Genomic DNA, 20504 nt, shown 5'->3' with positions numbered 1-20504 from the left:
TCTCGTCCGGAAACGGGAGGCAGCGGGTGCTGCGATCGGGTTCGACGGCGCTCCCGGCCCGCCGTGGGCCGGGAGCTGTCGATCAGGCGTCGTCGGTGGCGTCGTCGCCGTCGATGGCGATGTCGCCGTCGCCGTCGGCATCACCGACGCCGTCGACGGCGATGATGGGAGCGACGCTGGCGACCGTGTCACCGTCGTCGAGGTTCATGATCCGCACGCCGGTGGCGTCGCGTCCCTGCTCGGAGATGTCGCGCACACCGGTGCGCATCGTGATGCCCTGGCGCGACACGGCGACGATGTCGTCCTCGAGACCGACCATGAACGCAGCGGCGACGAAGCCCTTCTTGTCGTTGAGCTTGATGCCGCGCACACCTTGACCGCCACGGCCCTGACGGTTGAACTTGTCGAGCTGGGTCCGCTTGCCGTAGCCGGCGTCGGTCATGATCAGGATCTCGGTGTCGTCACGAGCCACGTCGCACGACACGACGGCGTCCTGGTCGTTCTTCAGCTTCATGCCGCGCACACCACCGGCGGTGCGACCCATCGCACGGACGTCGTCCTCGCCGAAGCGGATCGTCATGCCGCCCTTGCTCACCATGAAGATGTCGTCGGAGCCGTCGGTCTCGATGACCCGCACGAGCTCGTCGTCGTCACGCAGGTTGATGGCGATCAGGCCATCGCGGCGCGACGAGTCGTAGGCGTCGAACGCCGTCTTCTTGACGGTGCCCTGCTTGGTGGCGAAGAACAGGTAGCGGTCGCCGGCGAACTCGCGGGTGTCGATGATCGCCTGGATGAACTCGTCGGTCTGCAGCGGCAGCAGGTTGACGATCGGCATGCCCTTGGCGGTGCGTTCGCGTTCGGGGATGTCGAGCGCACGCAGTCGGTAGACCTTGCCCCGGTTCGAGAAGAACAGCAGGTGGGCGTGTGCCGTGGTGAAGATGACGTGGCGGACGATGTCGTCGGCCTTGAGCTTGCCGCCGCTGACGCCGCGGCCTCCGCGGCCCTGCGCCTTGAACGACGACGCCGGCACGGCCTTGACGTACTGGGCCTCGGTCATGACGATGACGAGTTCCTTGTCGTCGACGAGGTCTTCGATCGACATCTCGCCGTCGTCGTAGGTGAGCTCGCAGACGCGAGGCGTCGCGAACTCGTCCTTGATGGCGAGCATCTCGTCGCGGATGACGCCGCGGAGCTTCATCTCGTCGGCGAGGATCGACTCGAGTTCGGCGATCCGCTCGGCCAGGTCGGCGAGCTCCTGGTCGAGCTCGATGCGGGCAAGCCGGGTGAGACGACCGAGGGGCATGTCGAGGATGTACTCGGCCTGCACCTGCGAGAACTCGAACGGCTCGGCCATGAGGCGGGTGCGCGCGTCGGCGCGGTCGTCGGATGCACGGATCGTCGCGATGATCTCGTCGATGACGTTGAGGGCCTTGATGAGACCCTCGACGATGTGTTCGCGGTCGCGTGCCTTCTGGAGACGGAACTTCGACCGGCGGGTGACGACCTCGATCTGGTGATCGACGTAGCCCTCGAGCGCGGTCAGCAGGTTGAGCGTGCGGGGCACGCCCTTGACCAGCGCCACCATGTTGATCGAGAAGCTCGACTGGAGCTGGGTCATCTTGAACAGGTTGTTGAGCACGACGTTCGCGTTGGCGTCGCGCTTCAGGGTGATGACGAGGTTGGTCTTGCCGCCGGCGGAGCCGTCGTTGACGTCGCGGATGCCGTCGAGGTCGCCGTTGTCGACGAGTTCCTGGATGCGCTTGGCGATCGCCGAGCAGCTCGTCTGGTAGGGCAGCTCGGTGACGACGATCTCGTAGCCGCCGTTCTTGCTCTCCTCGATGCTGGCCTTGGCCCGCATCTTCACGCTGCCACGACCGGTGCGGTACGCGTCGTTGATGCCGCTGCGGCCGAGGATCTGGCCGCCGGTCGGGAAGTCGGGTCCCTTGACGTGCTCCATCAGCGCGTCGACGTCGGCGTCGGGGTGCTCGAGCAGGTGGACCGTGGCGTCGATGACCTCGCCGAGGTTGTGCGGCGGGATGTTGGTCGCCATGCCGACCGCGATGCCCTGGCTGCCGTTGACCAGCAGGTTCGGGAAGCGGGCCGGGAGGACCTCGGGCTGCTCGGTGGTCCCGTCGTAGTTCGGGATCATGTCGACGGTGTCTTCGTCGATGTCGGCGAGCAGCTGCATCGCCAGCGGGTGCAGACGGCACTCGGTGTATCGGGAGGCGGCCGGACCGAAGTCGGGCGAGCCGTAGTTGCCGTGGAAGCTGATCAGCGGGTGCCGCAGCGAGAACGGCTGGGCCATGCGCACCAACGCGTCGTAGATGGCGCTGTCGCCGTGGGGGTGGAAGCGGGCCATCGTGTCGCCCGAGACGCGGGCGCACTTGACGAACGGCCGGTCGGGGCGGAAGCCCTGCGTCTCCATGTCCCAGATGATCCGGCGGTGCACCGGCTTGAGGCCGTCGCGCACGTCGGGCAGGGCTCGCGACATGATGACCGACATCGCGTAGTCGAGGAAGGAGTTCTCCATCTCCTCCTGGAGCGCGATCGGCTGGATCGGGTCGATGCCGTCGCCGCCGTCGTCGGAGTCGGTCGGCGGGGTGGGCGGTGTGGGGGTGTCACTCATGGTCGGTCCTCCGTCGTTCGGATGCGTCTGTCGTCACCGTGCCGACTCAGAAGTCGAGGTTGCGGACGTCGCGGGCGTTGGTCGTGATGAAGTTGCGGCGCGACTCGACGTCGTCGCCCATCAGCACGCTCATGATCTGGTCGGCCTCGGCGGCCTCTTCGACCGTGACCTGCAACAGGGTGCGAGTCTCGGGGTTCATGGTGGTGTCCTTGAGCTCTTCCCAGTCCATCTCACCGAGTCCCTTCAGGCGAGCGAACTCCTTCTTGTGGTTGGGGCGCTCGGCCAGGAACTGCGCCTTCGCGACGTCGTCTTTGAGGTACACCTTCTCCTTGCCGACCTCGGTCGAGTACAGCGGCGGCTGGGCGATGTACACGTAACCGGCTTCGACCATGTCGCGCATCTGGCGGAAGAAGAAGGTGAGCAGCAGGGTGCGGATGTGGCTGCCGTCGACGTCGGCGTCGCACAGGGCGATGATGCGGTGGTAGCGGGCCTTGGTGACGTCGAAGTCTTCGCCGACGCCGGCGCCGATCGCGGTGATCAGCGCCTGGATCTCGGTGTTCTTCATCATCTTGTCGATGCGGGCCCGCTCGACGTTGAGGATCTTGCCGCGGATCGGCAGGATCGCCTGCGTGTGCGGGTCGCGGGCGTCGAGCGCCGTGCCACCGGCGGAGTCGCCCTCGACGATGAACAGCTCCGACTCGTCGGCGTTCTTCGAGGTGCAGTCCTTCAGCTTGTCGGGCATGCCGGCACCCGACAGCGCCGTCTTGCGGCGGATCGCGTTGCGGGCGTTCTTGGCGGCGACGCGGGCCTGGGCGGCGGCGAGTGCCTTCTTGATGACCTTGTTGCCCTCGTTCGGGTTCTCCTCGAACCATTCGGCCATGGCCTCGTTGGTCGCCTTCTGGACGAACGAGCGCATCGGCACGTTGCCGAGCTTGGCCTTGGTCTGTCCCTCGAACTGGGGCTCGCGCAGCTTCACCGAGATGATCGCGGTGATGCCCTCACGGATGTCTTCGCCCGTCAGGTTCGGGTCTTTCTCCTTGAGGAGGTTCTTCTCGCGGGCGTACTTGTTGGCGACCGACGTGAGTGCCGAGCGGAAGCCCTCGACGTGCATGCCACCCTCGATGGTGGAGATGCCGTTGGCGTAGCCGTGGATGCCCTCGTGGTAGCCGGTGTTCCACTGGATCGCGATGTCGAGCATCTGACCGTCTTCGTCTTCGTCCTCGTAGGCGCAGACCTTGCTGAAGAGCGGGTCTTTCGAGGCGTTGAGGTGCTTGACGAAGTCGACCAGGCCGCCCTTGTACTGGTAGGTGACCTGCTGTTCCTTCTCGGGGCGCTCGTCGGCGAAGTTGATCGTGAGGCCCTTGTTGAGGAACGCCATCGTCTGGAGGCGCTCGAGCACGGTGCGGGCGACGAACTCGACGCCTTCGGCCTGGAAGATCGCCGGGTCGGGCCAGAACGTGATGGAGGTGCCGCTGGTGCGACCGTCGGCGGGGGTGTCGCCGACGACCTTCATGTCGCCCTGGGGCTTGCCGCCCTTGGCGTACTCCTGGAAGTGGTGCTTGCCCCCGCGGTCGACTTCGATCGTGAGGCGCTCGGACAGTGCGTTCACCACCGACACACCGACGCCGTGCAGACCGCCCGACACCTTGTAGCCCTCGCCACCGAACTTGCCGCCGGCGTGGAGCACCGTGAGGACGACCTCGGCGGCGCTCTTGCCCTGGTGCTGACCGGACGTGTACGGGTCGACGGGGATGCCGCGACCGTTGTCGTCGACGCGGCAGCCGCCGTCGGCGGTGAGGGTGACCGAGATCTCGTCGCAGTAGCCCGCCATTGCCTCGTCGACCGAGTTGTCGACGACTTCCCAGATCAGGTGGTGCAGACCCTGCAGACCGGTGGACCCGATGTACATGCCCGGCCGTTTGCGGACCGGATCGAGCCCCTCCAGGACCTGGATGTCCTTGGCCCCGTAATCGGATGCTCCCTGCTTCGTCGTGGACACGTGTTACCTCGGCTTCGATGGATGGCTGGCGAACGATTCGAGTTCGTTCGCGAAGGCGTTCGCTCCGTCGATCGTACGTTCGGTTCCGGGTCGGATCCGGCAGGATCGGGTGGGTTTCGGAGGGCGAAAACGCAGTGCCTTCATCCTACCAGCGAAACGGCCCGCGACCGGGGCAATCGGCGACCACGAAACCCTTGTGATTTCTGGATTTGCGCCGGGTCGAACTCCCCGTTCGGCGGTGGTCGTGCGACCGCTCCGCGAGAGACCCTTCGATCGCCCTCGTGACGTCGTTCGCGATCGGGTGGACGGGGTCGTGTGGGCGGCCCCTGCCGGGGTCAGCAACCGCCGGTGATCGAGCCGTCGGGACGGTCGCAGATCTGGATCTTGCGACCCTCGCGGAACACCGTCACCGGGCCGTCCTCGCTCACCACGAGGGCGATCGTGTGGGTGTGGTCCCAGGTGTACCGGGCGGCCGACCGGTGGCGCATGCCGCCCTTCTGGGGCACCGCCTGCTCCGACTCGATCGACGACCGCAGGCCGACGCCGATCCGGTCGACGGTGCCGTCGGGCAGCACCCGGGCGGCGAGATCGGTCTGGCTGAGCGAGGCGAAGAGGGCGGGGAAGTGATGCCGCTTCGCGACCGAGAGGTGCGGCACCTCGATCGCGGCGTCGAGGTCGAGCGACGGCCCGTCGTCTTCGCGCGGGTCGAAGTCGTACAGGATCGTGGCGCCGATCCGCGCCGACGACAGCCAGTGCACGCACAGGTCGAGCAGCGCCGACAGGACGTCGCGTGGCGCGCCCTCGACCAGCGGGTCGATCACCTCGAGGAGCCGGTCGGCGCGTTCACGGACGTTCCAGGCGCGCCCCGACCACTCGACGACGCCTCGCCGGTCGTACAGCCGTGCGCGACCCATCAGGGTGCGCTGGACGATCTGGACGCCCGTCTGGCGTTGCACCTCGACCAGGTCGGCCTCGTACTGCACGCTGCGGCGGAAGCACGCCAGCTGGTTGCGGCCGTCGGTGCGCCGCACCAGGTACGTGAAGCGGCCGTCGGCGAACCGACGCGCCGCGTCGACGTCGCGGTCGAGCTCGATCAGCTCGACGAGATCGGACGCCGTCGTGAGGTCGTCGCCCGGCCCGACGACGAACGCGCCGTAGATCGGGCTGCGTCCTTCGTGGACCGGCGGGCGACGCACGTGATCGAGTTCCTCGACGACGAGTGCGATCTCGGCGTCGTCACCCTCGATCACCACCCCGTCGTCGTCGAGTTCGTCGAGGAGGCGCACCTCGGCTCGACTCAGCAACTCGACCAACGCCGGGGAGCGTCGAGCCGGCTCGAGCGGCGTGGCGGTCATCGACACCAAACTACCCGGTGCCGGGAGACGGCAGACTCGGCCCTCGGTGGGCCCCTGTCGTCGAGGAGGGGGAGGAGACTCGACGATCAGGAGCCGACCGCTGGGCTAGGTGGGGACCGGTACCGCCGACGACTCGTCGATCGAGGAGTCGGTGCGGTCGCACAGGCCGAGCGAGGAGACCGCCATCGAGAGCGCATCGATCAGTTCGGCGGCGATGGTTGCCGACCGGTCGACGGGCTCGTCCGTGAGATCTCCTCGATCACCCACGACCGCGACGCTACGGAGCGCCGGTGAACGACGTCCGCGCGCCGGTTGGCCGGCAGATGAATTCCGACGCGAGCGGGATCGGCTCGCTCAGATCAGGAACTGGACGAGGATCAACTTCACGACGATGCCGAGGGGGAACAGCAGGGCGTAGCCCTGATCGACGCGCTCGTCGCCGTTGGCCCGCTCCATCGCGAAGGCGAGCACGGCGGGCTGGGTCTGGAAGCCCGACAGTTGCCCGGCTGCCTCGACACCGTCGGGGTTGAGCCAGCGAATCAGCAGTCCGGCGCTCGCCGCCGTGATCACGGTGACGATCAGGGCACCGAGCGCGAGCTTGGCGCCCGTGCCGGTGCCGACCGAGTCGGCGAAGGTGGCCCCCGAGTTGACGCCGACCCCGCCGAGGAACATCAAGATGCCGAGCTGGCGCAGCGCCAGGTTGGCGGCGTGGGGGATCTGCCAGGTGACGGGTCCGGTACGCGACACGGTGCCGAGCACCAGGCCGGCGATCAGCGGCCCACCGCCGATGCCCAGTGCCAGTTCGCCGCCGCCGGGGATCGGCACGGTGATGGCACCGATCGCGAGCCCGATCGCCAGGCCGAGTGCGAACCCCATGGCGTCGACCTCACCGAGACCACGGTCGGAGTCACCGAACAGCTTCGCCATGTCGCCCATCCGGTCGCTCGGGCCGACGACGCGCAGGCGGTCGCCGAGCCGCAGCACGATGGCGGGGTCGGCGACGAGGTCGACGTCGCCGCGGCGTACCCGGGTCACGGTGGCACCGAACCGTCCCTCGACGTCGAGGTCGCCCAGGCGGACGCCGGCCAGTTCGCGATTCGACACCGCGATGCGACGGAAGTCGAGCTTGTTGCGGTCGAGCGCCAGGTGGCGGTCGCTGGGCCGCCCGATCCAGTCGGTGAAGTGGGCGACCGCTTGGGCGCTCCCGATCACCGTGCAGAGGTCGCCCGGTTCGAGCCGGACGTCGTTCGTCGCCAAGTCGACCTCACCCTGGTGCTCGACCCGGGAGAACGCCAGCAGCTCGCCCTCCCAGTGGCGGAGCTCGCCGAGCGTCGGCAGGTCGGCGCGGGTCACCTCGACGGTCGCGCTCGTCGCCGCCGAACCGGTGGTGCCGTCGGACATGCCACCCTCCGCAGCGGGCTTGCGCGATGCCCGGCGCAGCGATAGCCCGGCGGCGGTGATCATCGCCAGCACACCGAACGGGTAGGCGATCGAGTAGCCGACGACGGGGTCGGTGACGGCCCCCGATGCGATCTCGTCGGCCAAGGCGGTGATCGATGCCTGCAGCGCCGGCGTGTTGGTCTGGCTGCCGGCGAACAGGCCGGCCCGTGCTCCGTCGTCGAGGCCGAGCACCTCGATGACGGCCACGACCACACCGGCGATCAGCGCGAGCAGGACACCGCTCGCCACGACGATGCGTGCGCCGCCACCCCGGAAACCGGCGATGAACGACGGGCCCGACGCCAGACCGACGGTGTAGATGAACAGGCCGAGGCCGAGTGTCGGCACGATCGACGGCACGTTCGCGAGGTCGGCGTCGACCGCCGAGAACGCGAGCCCGACGAACAGCGCCGCGGCCGGCCCGAGACCGACGCCGCGGACCCGCACCCGTCCGAGTGCACCGCCGAGCCCGACGACGAGAAAGAGCACGAGCAGCGGGTTGTCCGCGAGCACACTCATCGGCTCCGGTCTACCTCACCGCCGGCACCCCTCGGAACGGCCCTTCGTCACCACGTCACGATCGGACGACGGTCGGTCCGCTTGCCGCGTCAGCCGGTGAGCTTCGACTTCACGAGTGCGGCGATGCGGGCACCGTCGGCGCTCGCACCGGCACGCTCGCGGACCGCCTTGATGACCATGCCCATCGCACGGCCGCCCTCGGCACCACCGGCGGCAGCATTGGCGACCTCCTCGTCGACGATCGCCTCGAGCTCGTCGTCGCTCATCGCCGCCGGCAGGTAGCGCTCGACGATCTCGAGCTCGGCGCGCTCCTTGGCGGCGAGCTCGGTACGACCGGCCTCCTCGTACACGGCGGCCGACTCGGTCCGCTTCTTGGCCTCCGACTGCAACACGGCGATCACCTCGTCGTCGGACAGCTCGGCGGCGGTGTCGCCGGCGACCTCGGCGTTGCTGATCGCGCTGCGCAGCATCCGGATCGTCGACAGCGCGACCTCGTCGCGGGCCTTCATGGCCGTCGTGAGGTCGGACTGGAGGCGCGCCTTGACCGTGTCCGTGCTGGTGGGGTCGGTGCTCATGGCCCCCATCATGCCGCCCGCGTCCCCGGTCAGCGCACCCGGTTCGCTCAAGACGCGGCGCTCCTGCGCCGATGACCAGGCATGAACCACCCGGGCGACGACCGTACCGACCTGTCCGCACCCTCGCTGCCCGCTCCCGGGCCGTCGGCCACCATGACCGCGCCCCAACCGGGGACCGCATCGCCGCTGCCGGTGCCGGGCGCGCCGGCTCCGACGCTCGACGGTGACGCACCGCGACTCGGTTCGTCGACACCGACGGTCGCGCCGGCGCCGCCCGCCGAGGCGCCCGAACAGCCGATGGCTCCGGAGATCCCGGCTGGTCTCGACCTGCCGTCGCTGCCGTCGCTGCCGACGGCCGCACCGGTGCTGACGTCGCCGACCGGCATCCCGTCGCCCGACGACGCACCGCAGCTCGCAGCGACGCCCGCCGCCGCGCCGTCGAGCGAGACGACCGACACCGGCACGACCGGGAGCGACAGCGACGAAGGCGACGACGAGCCGGCCGAGCCGGTGCACCCGATGGCGCACCTGATGCCCGAGAAGGCCGCACCGAGCGAGGCGTCGCGGAAGGCCGCCGAGATCCGTGCCGCCCGGAAGAAGAAGGCGAAGAAGATCAAGCTCGGCGTCGCCGCCGGGTTCCTGGTCGTCGCCGTCGTGGTCGGCCCCCCGCTGTGGAGCTGGCTCACGAACGCCATCAACGAGTCGGGCGGCGTCTCGACCGAAGAACCGGCCGACTGACCCGCTGCCGCGCTCAGTCGTACTTGGCGCCGCGGGCGTTGCGGCGGTCGACGCGGACCTCGATCTTGTCGACCTCGACGCCGGCCGTGGCGCGCAAGCGCTCGATGATCGTGGGCGTGAGGAACTTGACCTGCGTCGCCCAGGCCGGTTCGTCGACCTCGACGAGGAGCACGCCGGCATCGAGCTTGACCGGCCGCACGTGGTCGGCCACCTGCTGACCGACGGCGTCGGCCCACCGACCGAACACCCCGCTCACCGCCTGTCGACTCGGGCCGCGCAGCGACTTCACCACGCCGTCGAGTGACTGGGAGATCGGCACCGGCTCGTTCATCACCACCGACGCTAACCGGTGGGTGTCGCGGAGTTTTCGCGAGACATCGCCCTTGGGTCGCTCTGGACGTGTGTCACCAACCGACACATCGAAGGAGCACCACCATGAACACCAGCCGTCTCACCAGCCGCCAGATCCGCACCGCCGCAGCCGTCACGGTCGCCGCGCTGATCGGCACCGCCGGCCTCGCCGCCGCAGCCGCCTCGGGCGGAGGCACCTCGTCGAGTTCCACCGCACCGATCGAGATCGACCGGACCGACGCCGATCCCGACGACACGGCCGCGGCCACAGCGCCGGCATCCGACGACGTCCCCACGACGGATGCGCCGAGCGCCACCGTCGCGGCTCGTCCCGAGACGACCGCACCCGCCGACACCGTCGTCGACGTCGACGCCACCCCGGCGAACGACGACCCGTCCGACGATCACGACCCGTCCGGCGACGGTCACCTCGAACCCGGCGACCCCGGCGAAGAACCCGATCTGCCCGGCGTCGTGCCCGGCGCGATCGACGGCCCGGACGACCCCGAACCCGACCCACCGGCACCCGAACCCGGCCCCACCGAGTACCTCCTCCCGGTCGACAAGCCGTTGCCCCAGCCGACCGTGCCCGGCCCGACCGACCTCCTGCCCGGCATCGGTGGTGATCCCGACCCGACCCCCATCGACGGTCCGAGCGACTTCCGGGTCACCCCGCTGCCGCCACATCTCGGCACGATCACGAGCGGCCTCGAGGGTTGCCAGCTCGAGTGCGTCACCCGCGCCCAGCTGATCTCGAACGGCGTCACCCCGAACGTGGTCCTCGAGATCGACGCCACGCTGCCAGTCCACGCCGAGATCGAGATCACCGAGGTGGGGACCGACTCGTCGTTCCACATCGGCAAATCGGGCTACGACAGCGAGTGGGCGATCCCGATCTCGCCGCTCGAACCCGACACCCAGTACGAGCTCGAGCTGATCGTGATCGACCAGGACGGCCATTCGAAGGTGTTCGAGCACCACTTCACGACCGTCGACGTGATCGACGGGTTCGCGGGCAACGCGACCGGGTGTGCGCTCCACTGCATCACCGAGGGCTCGGTTGCCAAGACCGATCACCACTCGACCGTCGAGTTGCACGTCGAGACGAACACGCCGGCACGCCTCGACGTGTGGGTGTCGACCAGCGAGCCCGGCACGATCGGCGGCAACCCGCTCCTGCCGCTCGAGGCAAAGGTGTACGAGAACCCGAACCCGGCGACGAGCACGACGTTCGACGTGACCGGCCTCGCAGCCGACACGACGTACCACGTGGTCGCCCGAGCCGAGGACGACCACGGCGTCGACTACCGCGTCGGCACGTTCCACACCGACGACATCCCCTTGACCCAGCTCACGGTCGGCTTCGAAAAGATCCGGCTCACCTACGACGGCGACAAGTGGAAGAGCAACCGCGGTGAGGTCAGCTTCCGCTGGGGCGTCGACGGCTACACCGTCGGCAACCGCGCCGAAGAGAAGATGCACGCACCCAAGGACATCGTCCTGTCGAGCCACAACACGGCGTCGTTCCTGGTGCCGGCCGAGGGCTGGTCGATCCCGTGGATCGGCGTGTCCGCCGCCGAACGCGACTGGGACGGCAAGGCCGAGTTCTGCGCCGCCGGCCTCGGCGTGGCGAGCGAGCCGATCTACCTCCCCGACTGCGACACCCGGGTCAACGTCGCCCGCACACCGGGCGACGTCACCCAGGCCGACCTCGACACCGCACTCCCCTGCCACCAGTACGGCGTGACCGGCGACCGCGCCGACCTGCCCTGTCTGTTCCTCGAGGCGCCCTGGCAGAACGACGAGTACGCCACCTTCGTCGCCATGGTGTCGGTCGACGTCGGCTGACGAACGAGTCGCCCCGAGCGACCCGAGGCTCGGCCCACCCGGTTCTCCGGGTGGGCCGTGCCGCGTCCGGGCGTCAGTCGAGCAGCTCGATGTAGCCCGTGACGTCGACGATCAGATCCGTCGGCGTCGACGTGAACACACACACCGACCCCGACCCCGACAACTTCGCGATCACCTCATTCGGATTGTTCGAATCCAAGAAGTTCAACGACGACGCCACCGGCTTACGACCACACGGATACACCGTCACATGACCATCACCACGCGGATTCACCGCACCCACGTTCAACACCGCCGCAGCAACACCCGAACCCGGCACACCACCACGACCCACCACCGTCAGCTCGTACACATCACCAGCCGGACGAACACCAACACCCTCATCCTCACCATCCACCGTCGTCAACGACGCACCAACACGCGTCTCCATCAACCGAGCCGGCGTCAACGGCATGTAATCCGAACCATCCGGCACATACCCCGTGACGTCGACGATCAGATCCGTCGGCGTCGACGTGAACACACACACCGACCCCGACCCCGACAACTTCGCGATCACCTCATTCGGATTGTTCGAATCCAAGAAGTTCAACGACGACGCCACCGGCTTACGACCACACGGATACACCGTCACATGACCATCACCACGCGGATTCACCGCACCCACGTTCAACACCGCCGCAGCAACACCCGAACCCGGCACACCACCACGACCCACCACCGTCAGCTCGTACACATCACCAGCCGGACGAACACCAACACCCTCATCCTCACCATCCACCGTCGTCAACGACGCACCAACACGCGTCTCCATCAACCGAGCCGGCGTCAACGGCATGTAATCCGAACCATCCGGCACATACCCCGTGACGTCGACGATCAGATCCGTCGGCGTCGACGTGAACACACACACCGACCCCGACCCCGACAACTTCGCGATCACCTCATTCGGATTGTTCGAATCCAAGAAGTTCAACGACGACGCCACCGGCTTACGACCACACGGATACACCGTCACATGACCATCACCACGCGGATTCACCGCACCCACGTTCAACACCGCCGCAGCAACACCCGAACCCGGCACACCACCACGACCCACCACCGTCAGCTCGTACACATCACCAGCCGGACGAACACCAACACCCTCATCCTCACCATCCACCGTCGTCAACGACGCACCAACACGCGTCTCCATCAACCGAGCCGGCGTCAACGGGACGAGGAACGGAACCGGGTCGGGTTCAGACGACGTCGGTGTCACGGCGGTCGACGGTGCCGACCACGCGCCGGTACCCACGCCGTTCGTGGCTCGTACCCGGAACGTGTACGGCGTCCCGTTCGTCAGGCCCGACACGACGCAGGCGAGCGCGCCGCTCGTCGTGCAGGATGCGCCTCCCGGTGACGCGGACACGACATAGCCCGTGATCGACGAACCGCCGTCGTCGGTGGGGGCGGTCCACGACACGGCGACCGTGCCGTCACCGGGAACGCCGGTCGGCGCAGCGGGTGCCGCCGGGACGTCGGGTCCCGAGTCTGCGATCACGACCGACGCCGACGCCTGATCGCATCGGTCGGTCACGTCGCACACCTCCACCAACACGTCGAACGTTCCCGCTGTTGCGTACGTGTGCGACGGTTGCGCCGCGCCGACCGTGCGACATGCGAGCTGCACGCCCGGTGCCTCGTCGGCGTCTTCGCATCCTTGGCCGATCGACATGTCGAGTGGGCCGACACCCGATCCGTCACCCCAGTCGATCGTCGCGGTGTGGCCGTCGTCCTGGTCGAGGTCGGTGAAGCCGACCAGCACGTCGACCGGCTCGTCGACGTCGCCCTCGGCGTCGTCCGCGTCGGCCTCGGGTGCGTACTCGGTCGCGTCGACCGTGATCTCCCGGTCGTCGCAACCGGTGGCGCCGTGCTGGTCGGTGACGCACAGCTCGACCGTGTACGAACCCGTCGAGGCATAGGTGTGCGACCCGCTCACCACGCCACCACCACGTTCGTCGGTGATCAGTCCGGCCTCGACGGTGCCGTCGCCCCAGTCGATCGTCGCCGTGTGGGTGTCGGCCGAGCCGGGATCCTGGAACCCCATGTCGTCGAGATCGACGACGGCGTCGGCTGCCAGGTCGCGCCCGGCGTGCACCTGTGGTGCGGCGTTGGTGACGATCGCTCGGAACTGGCCGCAGTTCGAGAAGTCGCGCTGATCGGTGACGCACACCTCGCCGACGAACTCGCCGACCTCGTCGTACACGTGGTCGGCGGCGATCGAGAACTCGCCGGCGACGGCACCCGGCGCCACGACACCTTCGGCGCTGTTGGTGCCGTCGCCCCAGTGCACCACCGCCGTGTGCTCGTCGTGGGCGCCGTCGATCATCGACATGACGATGCCGTCCGGGTCGACGGGGTCGCCGGTGATCGGATCGGTGCGCCAGAATTCGCCGCCCTTGCCCTGCTCGAACGAGAACGTGGGCGCGGTCGTCGAGATCGACACCTCGAGTGAGTTCTGCGACGAGTAGAAGAAGGCGACGTCCGAGGGTCCGAAGGGGTCCTCGCCCTGGGGCTTGTCGTAGTGGAACTGTTCGACGCCGTCGATCCAGACGGTGAACGAGTACGGCTGGTAGTCGACCTCGACGAGGTACGGGTCGGGATTGCGGCCGTTCTGCGACGCGTCCCAACTGCGCACTTCCCACTTGTCGGCACCGACGAGGACGTCGGGGTCGACACCGGTCGGCACCGACGCGAACGGTGGCACCCCGTTCGGGCTGTCGTCGCAACCGGGGTCCTGTGGATCCTCCCCTTCGGCCGCGTCGTCGGACGGGTCGTACGGTTCGGCGAGGTCGATCAGCTTGCTCATCTCCCACCAGATCGGCTCGCCGACGAAGTGGAACGCGGTCAGCGGATCGGGGTGGAACCGCGAGCTGAGGTCCTCGTCGTCGTTGCACGGATAGTTGGTCAGTGACTGGGAGTCGTTCGACCATCGGACACCGTGGAACTCGCTGTTCGGCACGGCTTGGACGTGGGTGGCGAGAGTGTCGTGCGGCTCGGTGTCGTCGTCGGGGTCGAAGCCGAACAGCAGGCCGACGGTGTCGTCGTCACCGGTCGCGAGCACCGAGAAGATCATCGACACCCGTCCATAGCCGTCGACGCCGAGCTCGTCACCGGTGTCGGCGACGACGTACTCCGACGGGTTGCCGACCGAGCGGACGGCGTGGCCGTGCGGGTCGACCGGCGCCCAGTCGCCGACGGTCGACACACTGACACCGCGACCGAGCAATCGGTACACGTCGAGGTCTCGGAGGTCGTCGGCGTTGACGAGTGGCCGGTCGGGGTGGACATCGACCCGCTTACCGGTGTTGCAGAACGTCGCGTTCTGTGGGTCGGACGGGTCGCCGAGCCGTCGTCCGCACACCGCGATGGTCTGGCTCTGGACCGGGCGCTCGTAGATGTGGGACACGATGTCGATGTCGGTCTCGTCCTCGGGCGTGCCCGTGTCCTGGGCAACGGTGAAGGTGTCGACCGACTCACCCCAGTCGACGGTGAACTCGAACGTGTCGCCGGTGTTGCGACGTCCGTGCGTCCAGTTGACGACGTCGAGTTCGACCTCTGTGCCGACGGTGACTCGCGTGCCCGGCGCAGCGACGTTCGGGATCGAGATCGTCGCCGGGACCGGCTCGTCGATCTGCCCGTTGCAGTTGTCGTCGACACCGTTGCCGGTCACCTCGGATCGGTTGGGGTTGATCAGCTGGCCGAGAACGCCCAGATGCGTGGCATCGTGACAGTCGGGTCCGGGAGCCGCCATGTAGCCGTCGTTGTCGGCGTCGGCGGTGCGGGTCTCGATCAGATACAGGCGCCGGGTCGCTGCCTGTCCGTCGGAGACGACGACCTCGACCGCGTGGGTCACGAGACGATCGCTCGGCGTCGGGTAGTCGAACGTGGCGCCGGTTCCGGCCTCGACGCCGTCGACGAACCAGGTATACGTGAGCGGATCGCCGTCGGGGTCGGAGGCCAACGGATCGAAGCTGGCGGTGTCGCCCGGGGCACCGACGAACGACGTCGGCGTGTCGTCGACATCGGGCGGCCGGTTGCCGCCCGGTTCGACCACGAACAGCTCGGTTGCGACGCCGGCTTCTTTGAGGAAGCTGTACTGGGCGCTCACGAACAGCGGGGCCCCCACCATGGCGTCGCCGGGCACCGTCCACGTGACGGCGTCGCCGGTTGCGTCGTCGAACGCACCGTCACCGTCGAGGTCCCACTCGACGACGGATCCGGCCGGAACGGTGGCGCTCACTGCCACGTCGTCACCGGCACGCACGGCACCCGTCGCCGTGATCGTGATCGGTGAGTCGTCGACGTTGCCGTATGTCGGCGCGTCGGCAGCGAGCTCGGCGATCATCGGATCGAACTGCGCCACGAGACCGGGGAAGCTGTCGGCGAACTCGTGGAGGCTGTCGGTCGCGGCCTCGATCGGCGCCTGCCAGTCGGCCGTGCCGCCGGGGCGCTCGGAGCTGTGGACCTGGTCGAGCCAGTAGTCGAGCGTCGGGCGTGCCGCCGCCGGGTCGATGCCGGTGTTGAGCACGTCGGGTTGGAGCTCGTAGGTGTACGTGCTGTTCGAGTTCAGCGACTCGGCCGCCGTCTCGAGACGCAGCATGAAGATCGCGTGCTGGTAGTCCTGCGACGGCGGTCCGTCCTGGTGCTGGGCCTGAATCGCCCCGAGCAGCCTCGCCTCGGCGGCGTCGAGGTCGTCGAGCAGGTCGGTGTACAGCGTCGTCAACGCTTCGACCCGCTCGGCGTGGCGAATCGCCCATTGCCCGTCGCCCCGCAGATCGGCGCCCTGGTAGCGCTCGACGGCGTCGAGAATCGCGCCCGAGAGCCCCGACAGTGCATCGAGCATCGACGCGTACGCCATCGTGGCGGCGCCGTACTCGTCGGTTCGGTCTTCGAAGCTCGCCCCCGCCACGACGGGCACGGCGTGTCGGCGGAAGTCGGTTTGGGGCGGGTCGGCCGCCAGGCCCTTGGCCCGCTTCTCGAACTGGGTGAACATTGTCTTCAGGATCAGCTCGCCTTCCTTGAGGGTCGGCTCCTGGATCTTCGACAGCACCTCGGTGAGCACCATCGTCACCATCGCCTCGGGCGACACGGCCGCGGCTGCGAGCTTCAGGGTCTTCTGTGCCTTGTCGAGGGCCTCTTTGAACTTCAGCAACTGCTTCACGCCGTGCAGACTCGTCGCGAGGCGACCGGCCCTCGACTTCGCCGTGAGGAACGACGAAGCACCGGTCGACAGGCCCGGCACGTCCTGGTCGAGATCGACCCAGAAGGCGTCGTCGATGAAGGAGTCCTCGCCGGTGTCGAACACGCCGTTCTGGCACTCGTCGACGACCAGCGCATAGACCCCGGCGCCGATCTTGCCGCTCGGGAACGTGACCCCGAGTGGTTCGTACACGAACGAGCCGCCGAGCGACCCGATGACCGTGTTGGGTTGGCCGTTCAGATCACTGAGGGTCTCGCCGTTGCTCGGCTGCTGGCCGGCCGGAACCATGTAGATGTCGGCGAAGGGTTGCAGGTAGTCCTCGACGCCCTTCTTCGAACGCTTCCCCGACAGCACCGGATGCGCCTCGCACGCGCCCACCACCTCGCGGCCGACCGACACCTTGCCGCCCACGTAGTTGATGTTGCCGGCCATGATCTCGACCAGTTCGTTGGGTCCGTAGACCGCCGTCGCGCCCGGTCCGCTCATCAGGATGTTGACGGTGTTGAGCGCTCGCGGTGCCACCCGCGACGGCTCGACCGCCGGGGGTGGTGCTGCGTCGATCGACGCCGGCGCGATCGAGGTGGTGATCGCGATGGCGACCGCCCCTGCCAGGGAGAACCGTGTTGTAGCCCGCACGAGTGTCGAGTCTGATCCGAGCCGGTAACAGCGGGGTAACAGCGAGCCCGACAGCCCCGTTCCGGTTCAGGCGACGATGGCGCCCGACGCGATCTCGATGATGCGTTCGGGTTCTGCGGCCGGCGGCAGGGGTGACGCTGTGGTGATCACGATCTGGCCGGGCGGCAGGTTCGCGAGCAGGGCGGTCGCCCGGTCGGGGTCGAGCTCGGACAGCACATCGTCGAGCACCAGGACCGGGGTCGACTCGGTGCGCTCGGCCACGAGCCGGTGGGCGGCGAGGCGCATCGCGAGGGCGAGGGTTCGCTGTTCTCCCTGACTGGCGTGGGTGCGGGCCGGCAGACCGTTCAGGCCGATCTCGACCTCGTCGCGGTGCGGACCGACGGTCGACACCCCGCGGCGGACATCGTCGTCTCGAGACGCAGCGAGTGCAGCGCCGAGGCCGCTGTTGCGCCACGCCGGTTCGTACACCAGCTCGACCGGGGCGGCGGTGCCGGCGAGTTGTTCGTACGCCTCGGCCACCATCGGCTGACAGCGGGCGACGAGCGTCGCCCGCGCGTAGCCGAGCTGCTCACCGAGCTCGGCGAAACGGGCGTCCCACACGTCGAGGGTGACCGCGGCCTCGTCCGACAGGCGTCCGCCCGACTGCTTGAGCAGGGTGTTGCGCTGCCGGACCACCTTGTCGAGCTCGAGACGCAACGGGTCGTAGCTGGTGCGGAGCGCGACCAGGGCGTCGTCGAGGAAGCGGCGGCGGTCGCCGGGGCCGCCCTTCACGACGACGAGGTCGTCGGGCGCGAACACGGTCACCCGCATCACGCCGAGCAGATCGCGTGTGCGCTGCAGCTTCTGGCGGTTGACCTGCACCCGGTTGCGGCCGGTGCGCGGCAGCTCGGCTTCGATCAGGATCTCGCGGCCGTCGTCCTCGCGCAGCGTCGCCCGCAGGATTGCCGCCTCGGCGCCCGATCGCAAGAGCGCGTCGGCAGGGGCGCCGCGAAAGCTCGTGAGCGTGGCGAGGAACGCCAGCGCTTCGGCCAGGTTGGTCTTGCCCTGGCCGTTCTTGCCGATCACGGCGGTGACGCCCGCGGTCAGATCGAAGGCCGCGGACTCGTAGTTCCGGAAGTCGGTGAGTTCGAGCCGCTCGACGATCATCGCGGTCTCGACGCTAACGCTCCCCCGCCCGGTGACGACGGTCCCCTACGCACCGATGAGGGATTCGACGGATATCGCCGAGCGCCCGGATCGTTCAGCGTGGAACCCATGAACGCACTCCCGCCCCCGCCACCGTCCGCGACGCCCATGACGCCCGTGATCGAGCAGCCCGGTCGTCTCGACACCGGCGATCAGGGTCGGTCGATGCATCCCGTCGCGCTGTGCGTGTTGGCGGCCACGTTGGCCACCGGCATCGGTGGTGCGATCGGCACCGCGATCGGCGTGACGATCAGCCGGTCGGTCAACGCCGACTGCACTGCGTACGACGACTGGTGCGAGCTCGACGGCCTGGTGTCGGGGTTCCTGATCGGCGCCGCGGTCGGCATCGCCGTCTACCTCGTCGTCGGCATCGTCACGATCCGCCGCTATCGCCCCAGCGGACGACGAGCCGCCCACATCATCATCCACAGCACCCTGCCCCTCGCCGCCCCCACCGCCCTCGCCACCCTGCTCAGCACCCTCCCCGCTTGAGGCACGGCATTCCCAGAGCGACCCGGGGCCGAGCCCTCGACGAGGTGAGACCCGACCAAGCAGGTGGTCCGTCGACGCGCGACTGGGTCGCGCAAGTTCGAGAAATCGGACGTTACGGCACGCGGACGGGCATGAGGAGGTAGAGGTACTCGTCGTGGCCGACGCCGCGGAGCACTGCCGGCTTCATCGGGTCCATCGTCGCGAGGGTCACCTCGTCACCCTCGACCGCGTCGATGCCCGACGCCAGGTAGTCGGGGTTGAACGCCACGGTCATCTCGGCACCGTCGTAGCTGGCGTCGATCTCCTCGTGGGCGTTGCCGACGTCCTGGGTGATGGCGGTGAGCTGCAGGGTGTCACCGGCGAGGGTGAGCCGCACCGGCGTCGAGTCCTGGGCGAGGATCTTCACGCGTCGCAACGCCTCGAGGAGTGCCTCGCGGCCCACGGTGAGCAGGTTCGGGTACGCCGACGGCAACAGGTTGCGGTAGTTCGGGTACTCACCCTCGATCAGGCGGGTGGTGAGTCGGGTCTCGCCGGCTTCGAACACGGCCTCGCGGGTGCCGAGCCGAACGGTGAGTTCGTCGTCGCCGGAGGAGAGGATGCGCTGCAACTCGGCGAGGGCACGACCGGGGACGAGCACCTTCTGGCCCGAGCCGAGCATCGACGACTGGGGCAGGTCGCGCACGGCCAGTCGGTACGAGTCGGTGGCGACCATCTTCAGGCCCTCGTCGTCGGCAGCGATGAGCACACCGGTGAGCACCGCACGGGCGTCGTCGGTCGACGCGGCACGCACGACCTGGCGGAGTGCGTCGGACACCTCGCTCGACTGGAGGGTGACCGGCTCGGCGTCGGGCTCGGCCTGGGCCGGGTAGTCGCTGAGCGACAGCGGCCGGACCGAGAACTGCGACCGACCGGCGCTGATCGCCATCTCGTCGTCGCCGAGACTGATCTCGACGGCACCGGCGGGCAGTGCCCGGACGATGTCGCTGATCAGGCGGGCCGGCACCACGGCCGATCCGTCCTGATCGCTGTGGACCGGGACGGTCAGCCGGATCGTCAACTCGAGGTCGGTACCGGTGACGGTCAACTCGCCCCCGGCAACATCGAGTCGCACGCCCGACAGCACCGGCAACGTGCCGGTCCGACTGGTCGCTGCACGGCCGGCGGTCGTCAACGCCTCGGCCAGAATCTCACGCTCGCAACGGAACTTCACAGTGCGACCCTTCTCCTCACAATGTGGTGTGTATCGAATTAGTACTAGTAAGAGGTGCTGTGGATTGTGGACAACCCACGATTCGCCCAGCGTAGGGGCTACGCGCGGCCGCGCGCTGTTGTCCACCGTCGTCCCCACCGCGCGGATGACGGTGATGTAGTTCGGTGGATGACGTCGCGTTGTCCACGGGAACGACACGCGTTGTCCCGTGGCGCGTCCACAAGGTGTCCACGGGGCGAACGGGCGCCGTCGTCCGAGTGACGAGGCGATGGTCGGATCGGT

Annotated in this window: 13 protein-coding genes; 3 read left to right on the top strand and 10 right to left on the bottom strand. The window is 68.4% G+C overall.

Going from position 1 to position 20504, the window contains the following annotated elements; all coding sequences use genetic code 11:
• Positions 1-82: 82 nt before the first annotated feature.
• The 6 genes from gyrA to BDK89_RS21160 all read right to left on the bottom strand — a co-directional run bounded on the left by gyrA (position 83) and on the right by BDK89_RS21160 (position 8514).
• A complete protein-coding gene (gyrA, locus tag BDK89_RS21180) occupies positions 83-2626 on the bottom strand; it encodes a DNA gyrase subunit A (RefSeq protein WP_133870854.1) in 2544 nt (847 codons plus the stop codon).
• A gap of 46 nt (positions 2627-2672) precedes the next feature.
• A complete protein-coding gene (gene gyrB, locus BDK89_RS21175; RefSeq protein WP_133870853.1) occupies positions 2673-4625 on the bottom strand; it encodes a DNA topoisomerase (ATP-hydrolyzing) subunit B in 1953 nt (650 codons plus the stop codon).
• Positions 4626-4960: 335 nt separating this feature from the next.
• Positions 4961-5980, bottom strand: a complete 1020-nt coding sequence (locus BDK89_RS21170) for a diadenylate cyclase (RefSeq protein WP_133870852.1) — start codon at positions 5978-5980, stop codon at positions 4961-4963.
• Positions 5981-6085: 105 nt separating this feature from the next.
• Positions 6086-6247, bottom strand: coding sequence for a hypothetical protein (locus BDK89_RS21975; RefSeq protein WP_166657759.1), 162 nt, complete (start codon positions 6245-6247; stop codon positions 6086-6088).
• A gap of 87 nt (positions 6248-6334) precedes the next feature.
• Positions 6335-7939, bottom strand: coding sequence for an aspartate:alanine exchanger family transporter (locus tag BDK89_RS21165; RefSeq protein ID WP_133870851.1), 1605 nt, complete (start codon positions 7937-7939; stop codon positions 6335-6337).
• Positions 7940-8028: 89 nt separating this feature from the next.
• The gene (locus tag BDK89_RS21160) at positions 8029-8514 is read right to left on the bottom strand and encodes a GatB/YqeY domain-containing protein (protein ID WP_133870850.1); all 486 of its coding nucleotides are present in this window, start codon (positions 8512-8514) and stop codon (positions 8029-8031) included.
• 153 nt (positions 8515-8667) lie between these two features.
• Here BDK89_RS21160 and BDK89_RS21155 point away from each other — a divergent pair, with 153 nt between their 5' ends.
• Positions 8668-9252: a hypothetical protein gene (locus BDK89_RS21155; protein ID WP_166657758.1), complete on the top strand. Its 585-nt coding sequence runs from the start codon at positions 8668-8670 to the stop codon at positions 9250-9252.
• A gap of 13 nt (positions 9253-9265) precedes the next feature.
• Here the strand turns inward: BDK89_RS21155 and BDK89_RS21150 are convergent, their stop codons facing one another.
• Complete coding sequence (locus BDK89_RS21150; protein ID WP_133870848.1) at positions 9266-9583, bottom strand: DciA family protein; 318 nt, start codon at positions 9581-9583, stop codon at positions 9266-9268.
• Positions 9584-9687: 104 nt separating this feature from the next.
• Between BDK89_RS21150 and BDK89_RS21145 the strand changes: the two genes are divergently transcribed.
• Positions 9688-11451 (top strand): hypothetical protein, encoded by a 1764-nt coding sequence (locus tag BDK89_RS21145; protein WP_133870847.1) that lies wholly within the window; start codon positions 9688-9690, stop codon positions 11449-11451.
• Between the two features lie 73 nt (positions 11452-11524).
• On the opposite strand, the gene BDK89_RS21140 is transcribed toward BDK89_RS21145, so the two are convergent.
• Together BDK89_RS21140 and recF are read right to left on the bottom strand one after the other, a co-directional pair.
• A complete protein-coding gene (locus BDK89_RS21140) occupies positions 11525-17335 on the bottom strand; it encodes a fibronectin type III domain-containing protein (protein WP_133870846.1) in 5811 nt (1936 codons plus the stop codon).
• A 66-nt stretch (positions 17336-17401) separates the two neighbouring features.
• On the bottom strand, positions 17402-18481 hold the full coding sequence (recF, locus tag BDK89_RS21135; protein ID WP_133870845.1) for a DNA replication/repair protein RecF: 1080 nt from the start codon (positions 18479-18481) through the stop codon (positions 17402-17404).
• A gap of 147 nt (positions 18482-18628) precedes the next feature.
• Between recF and BDK89_RS21130 the strand changes: the two genes are divergently transcribed.
• Positions 18629-19012, top strand: coding sequence for a hypothetical protein (locus tag BDK89_RS21130; protein WP_166657757.1), 384 nt, complete (start codon positions 18629-18631; stop codon positions 19010-19012).
• A gap of 112 nt (positions 19013-19124) precedes the next feature.
• On the opposite strand, the gene dnaN is transcribed toward BDK89_RS21130, so the two are convergent.
• Positions 19125-20222 (bottom strand): DNA polymerase III subunit beta, encoded by a 1098-nt coding sequence (dnaN, locus tag BDK89_RS21125; protein ID WP_133870843.1) that lies wholly within the window; start codon positions 20220-20222, stop codon positions 19125-19127.
• Positions 20223-20504 lie beyond the last annotated feature (282 nt).

Origin of the sequence: Ilumatobacter fluminis (assembly GCF_004364865.1) — a bacterium.
In the GTDB taxonomy this organism is placed as follows: domain Bacteria; phylum Actinomycetota; class Acidimicrobiia; order Acidimicrobiales; family Ilumatobacteraceae; genus Ilumatobacter; species Ilumatobacter fluminis.
This window is presented reverse-complemented; position numbering and strand designations above follow the sequence as displayed.

Coding starts and splice junctions, on each gene's coding strand:
- gyrA (WP_133870854.1), bottom strand. CDS start 2,626: ATGAGTGACACCCCCACACCGCCCACCCCGCCGACCGACTCCGACGAC.
- BDK89_RS21170 (WP_133870852.1), bottom strand. CDS start 5,980: ATGACCGCCACGCCGCTCGAGCCGGCTCGACGCTCCCCGGCGTTGGTC.
- BDK89_RS21165 (WP_133870851.1), bottom strand. CDS start 7,939: ATGAGTGTGCTCGCGGACAACCCGCTGCTCGTGCTCTTTCTCGTCGTC.
- BDK89_RS21160 (WP_133870850.1), bottom strand. CDS start 8,514: ATGAGCACCGACCCCACCAGCACGGACACGGTCAAGGCGCGCCTCCAG.
- BDK89_RS21155 (WP_166657758.1), top strand. CDS start 8,668: ATGACCGCGCCCCAACCGGGGACCGCATCGCCGCTGCCGGTGCCGGGC.
- BDK89_RS21150 (WP_133870848.1), bottom strand. CDS start 9,583: ATGAACGAGCCGGTGCCGATCTCCCAGTCACTCGACGGCGTGGTGAAG.
- BDK89_RS21145 (WP_133870847.1), top strand. CDS start 9,688: ATGAACACCAGCCGTCTCACCAGCCGCCAGATCCGCACCGCCGCAGCC.
- recF (WP_133870845.1), bottom strand. CDS start 18,481: ATGATCGTCGAGCGGCTCGAACTCACCGACTTCCGGAACTACGAGTCC.
- BDK89_RS21130 (WP_166657757.1), top strand. CDS start 18,629: ATGACGCCCGTGATCGAGCAGCCCGGTCGTCTCGACACCGGCGATCAG.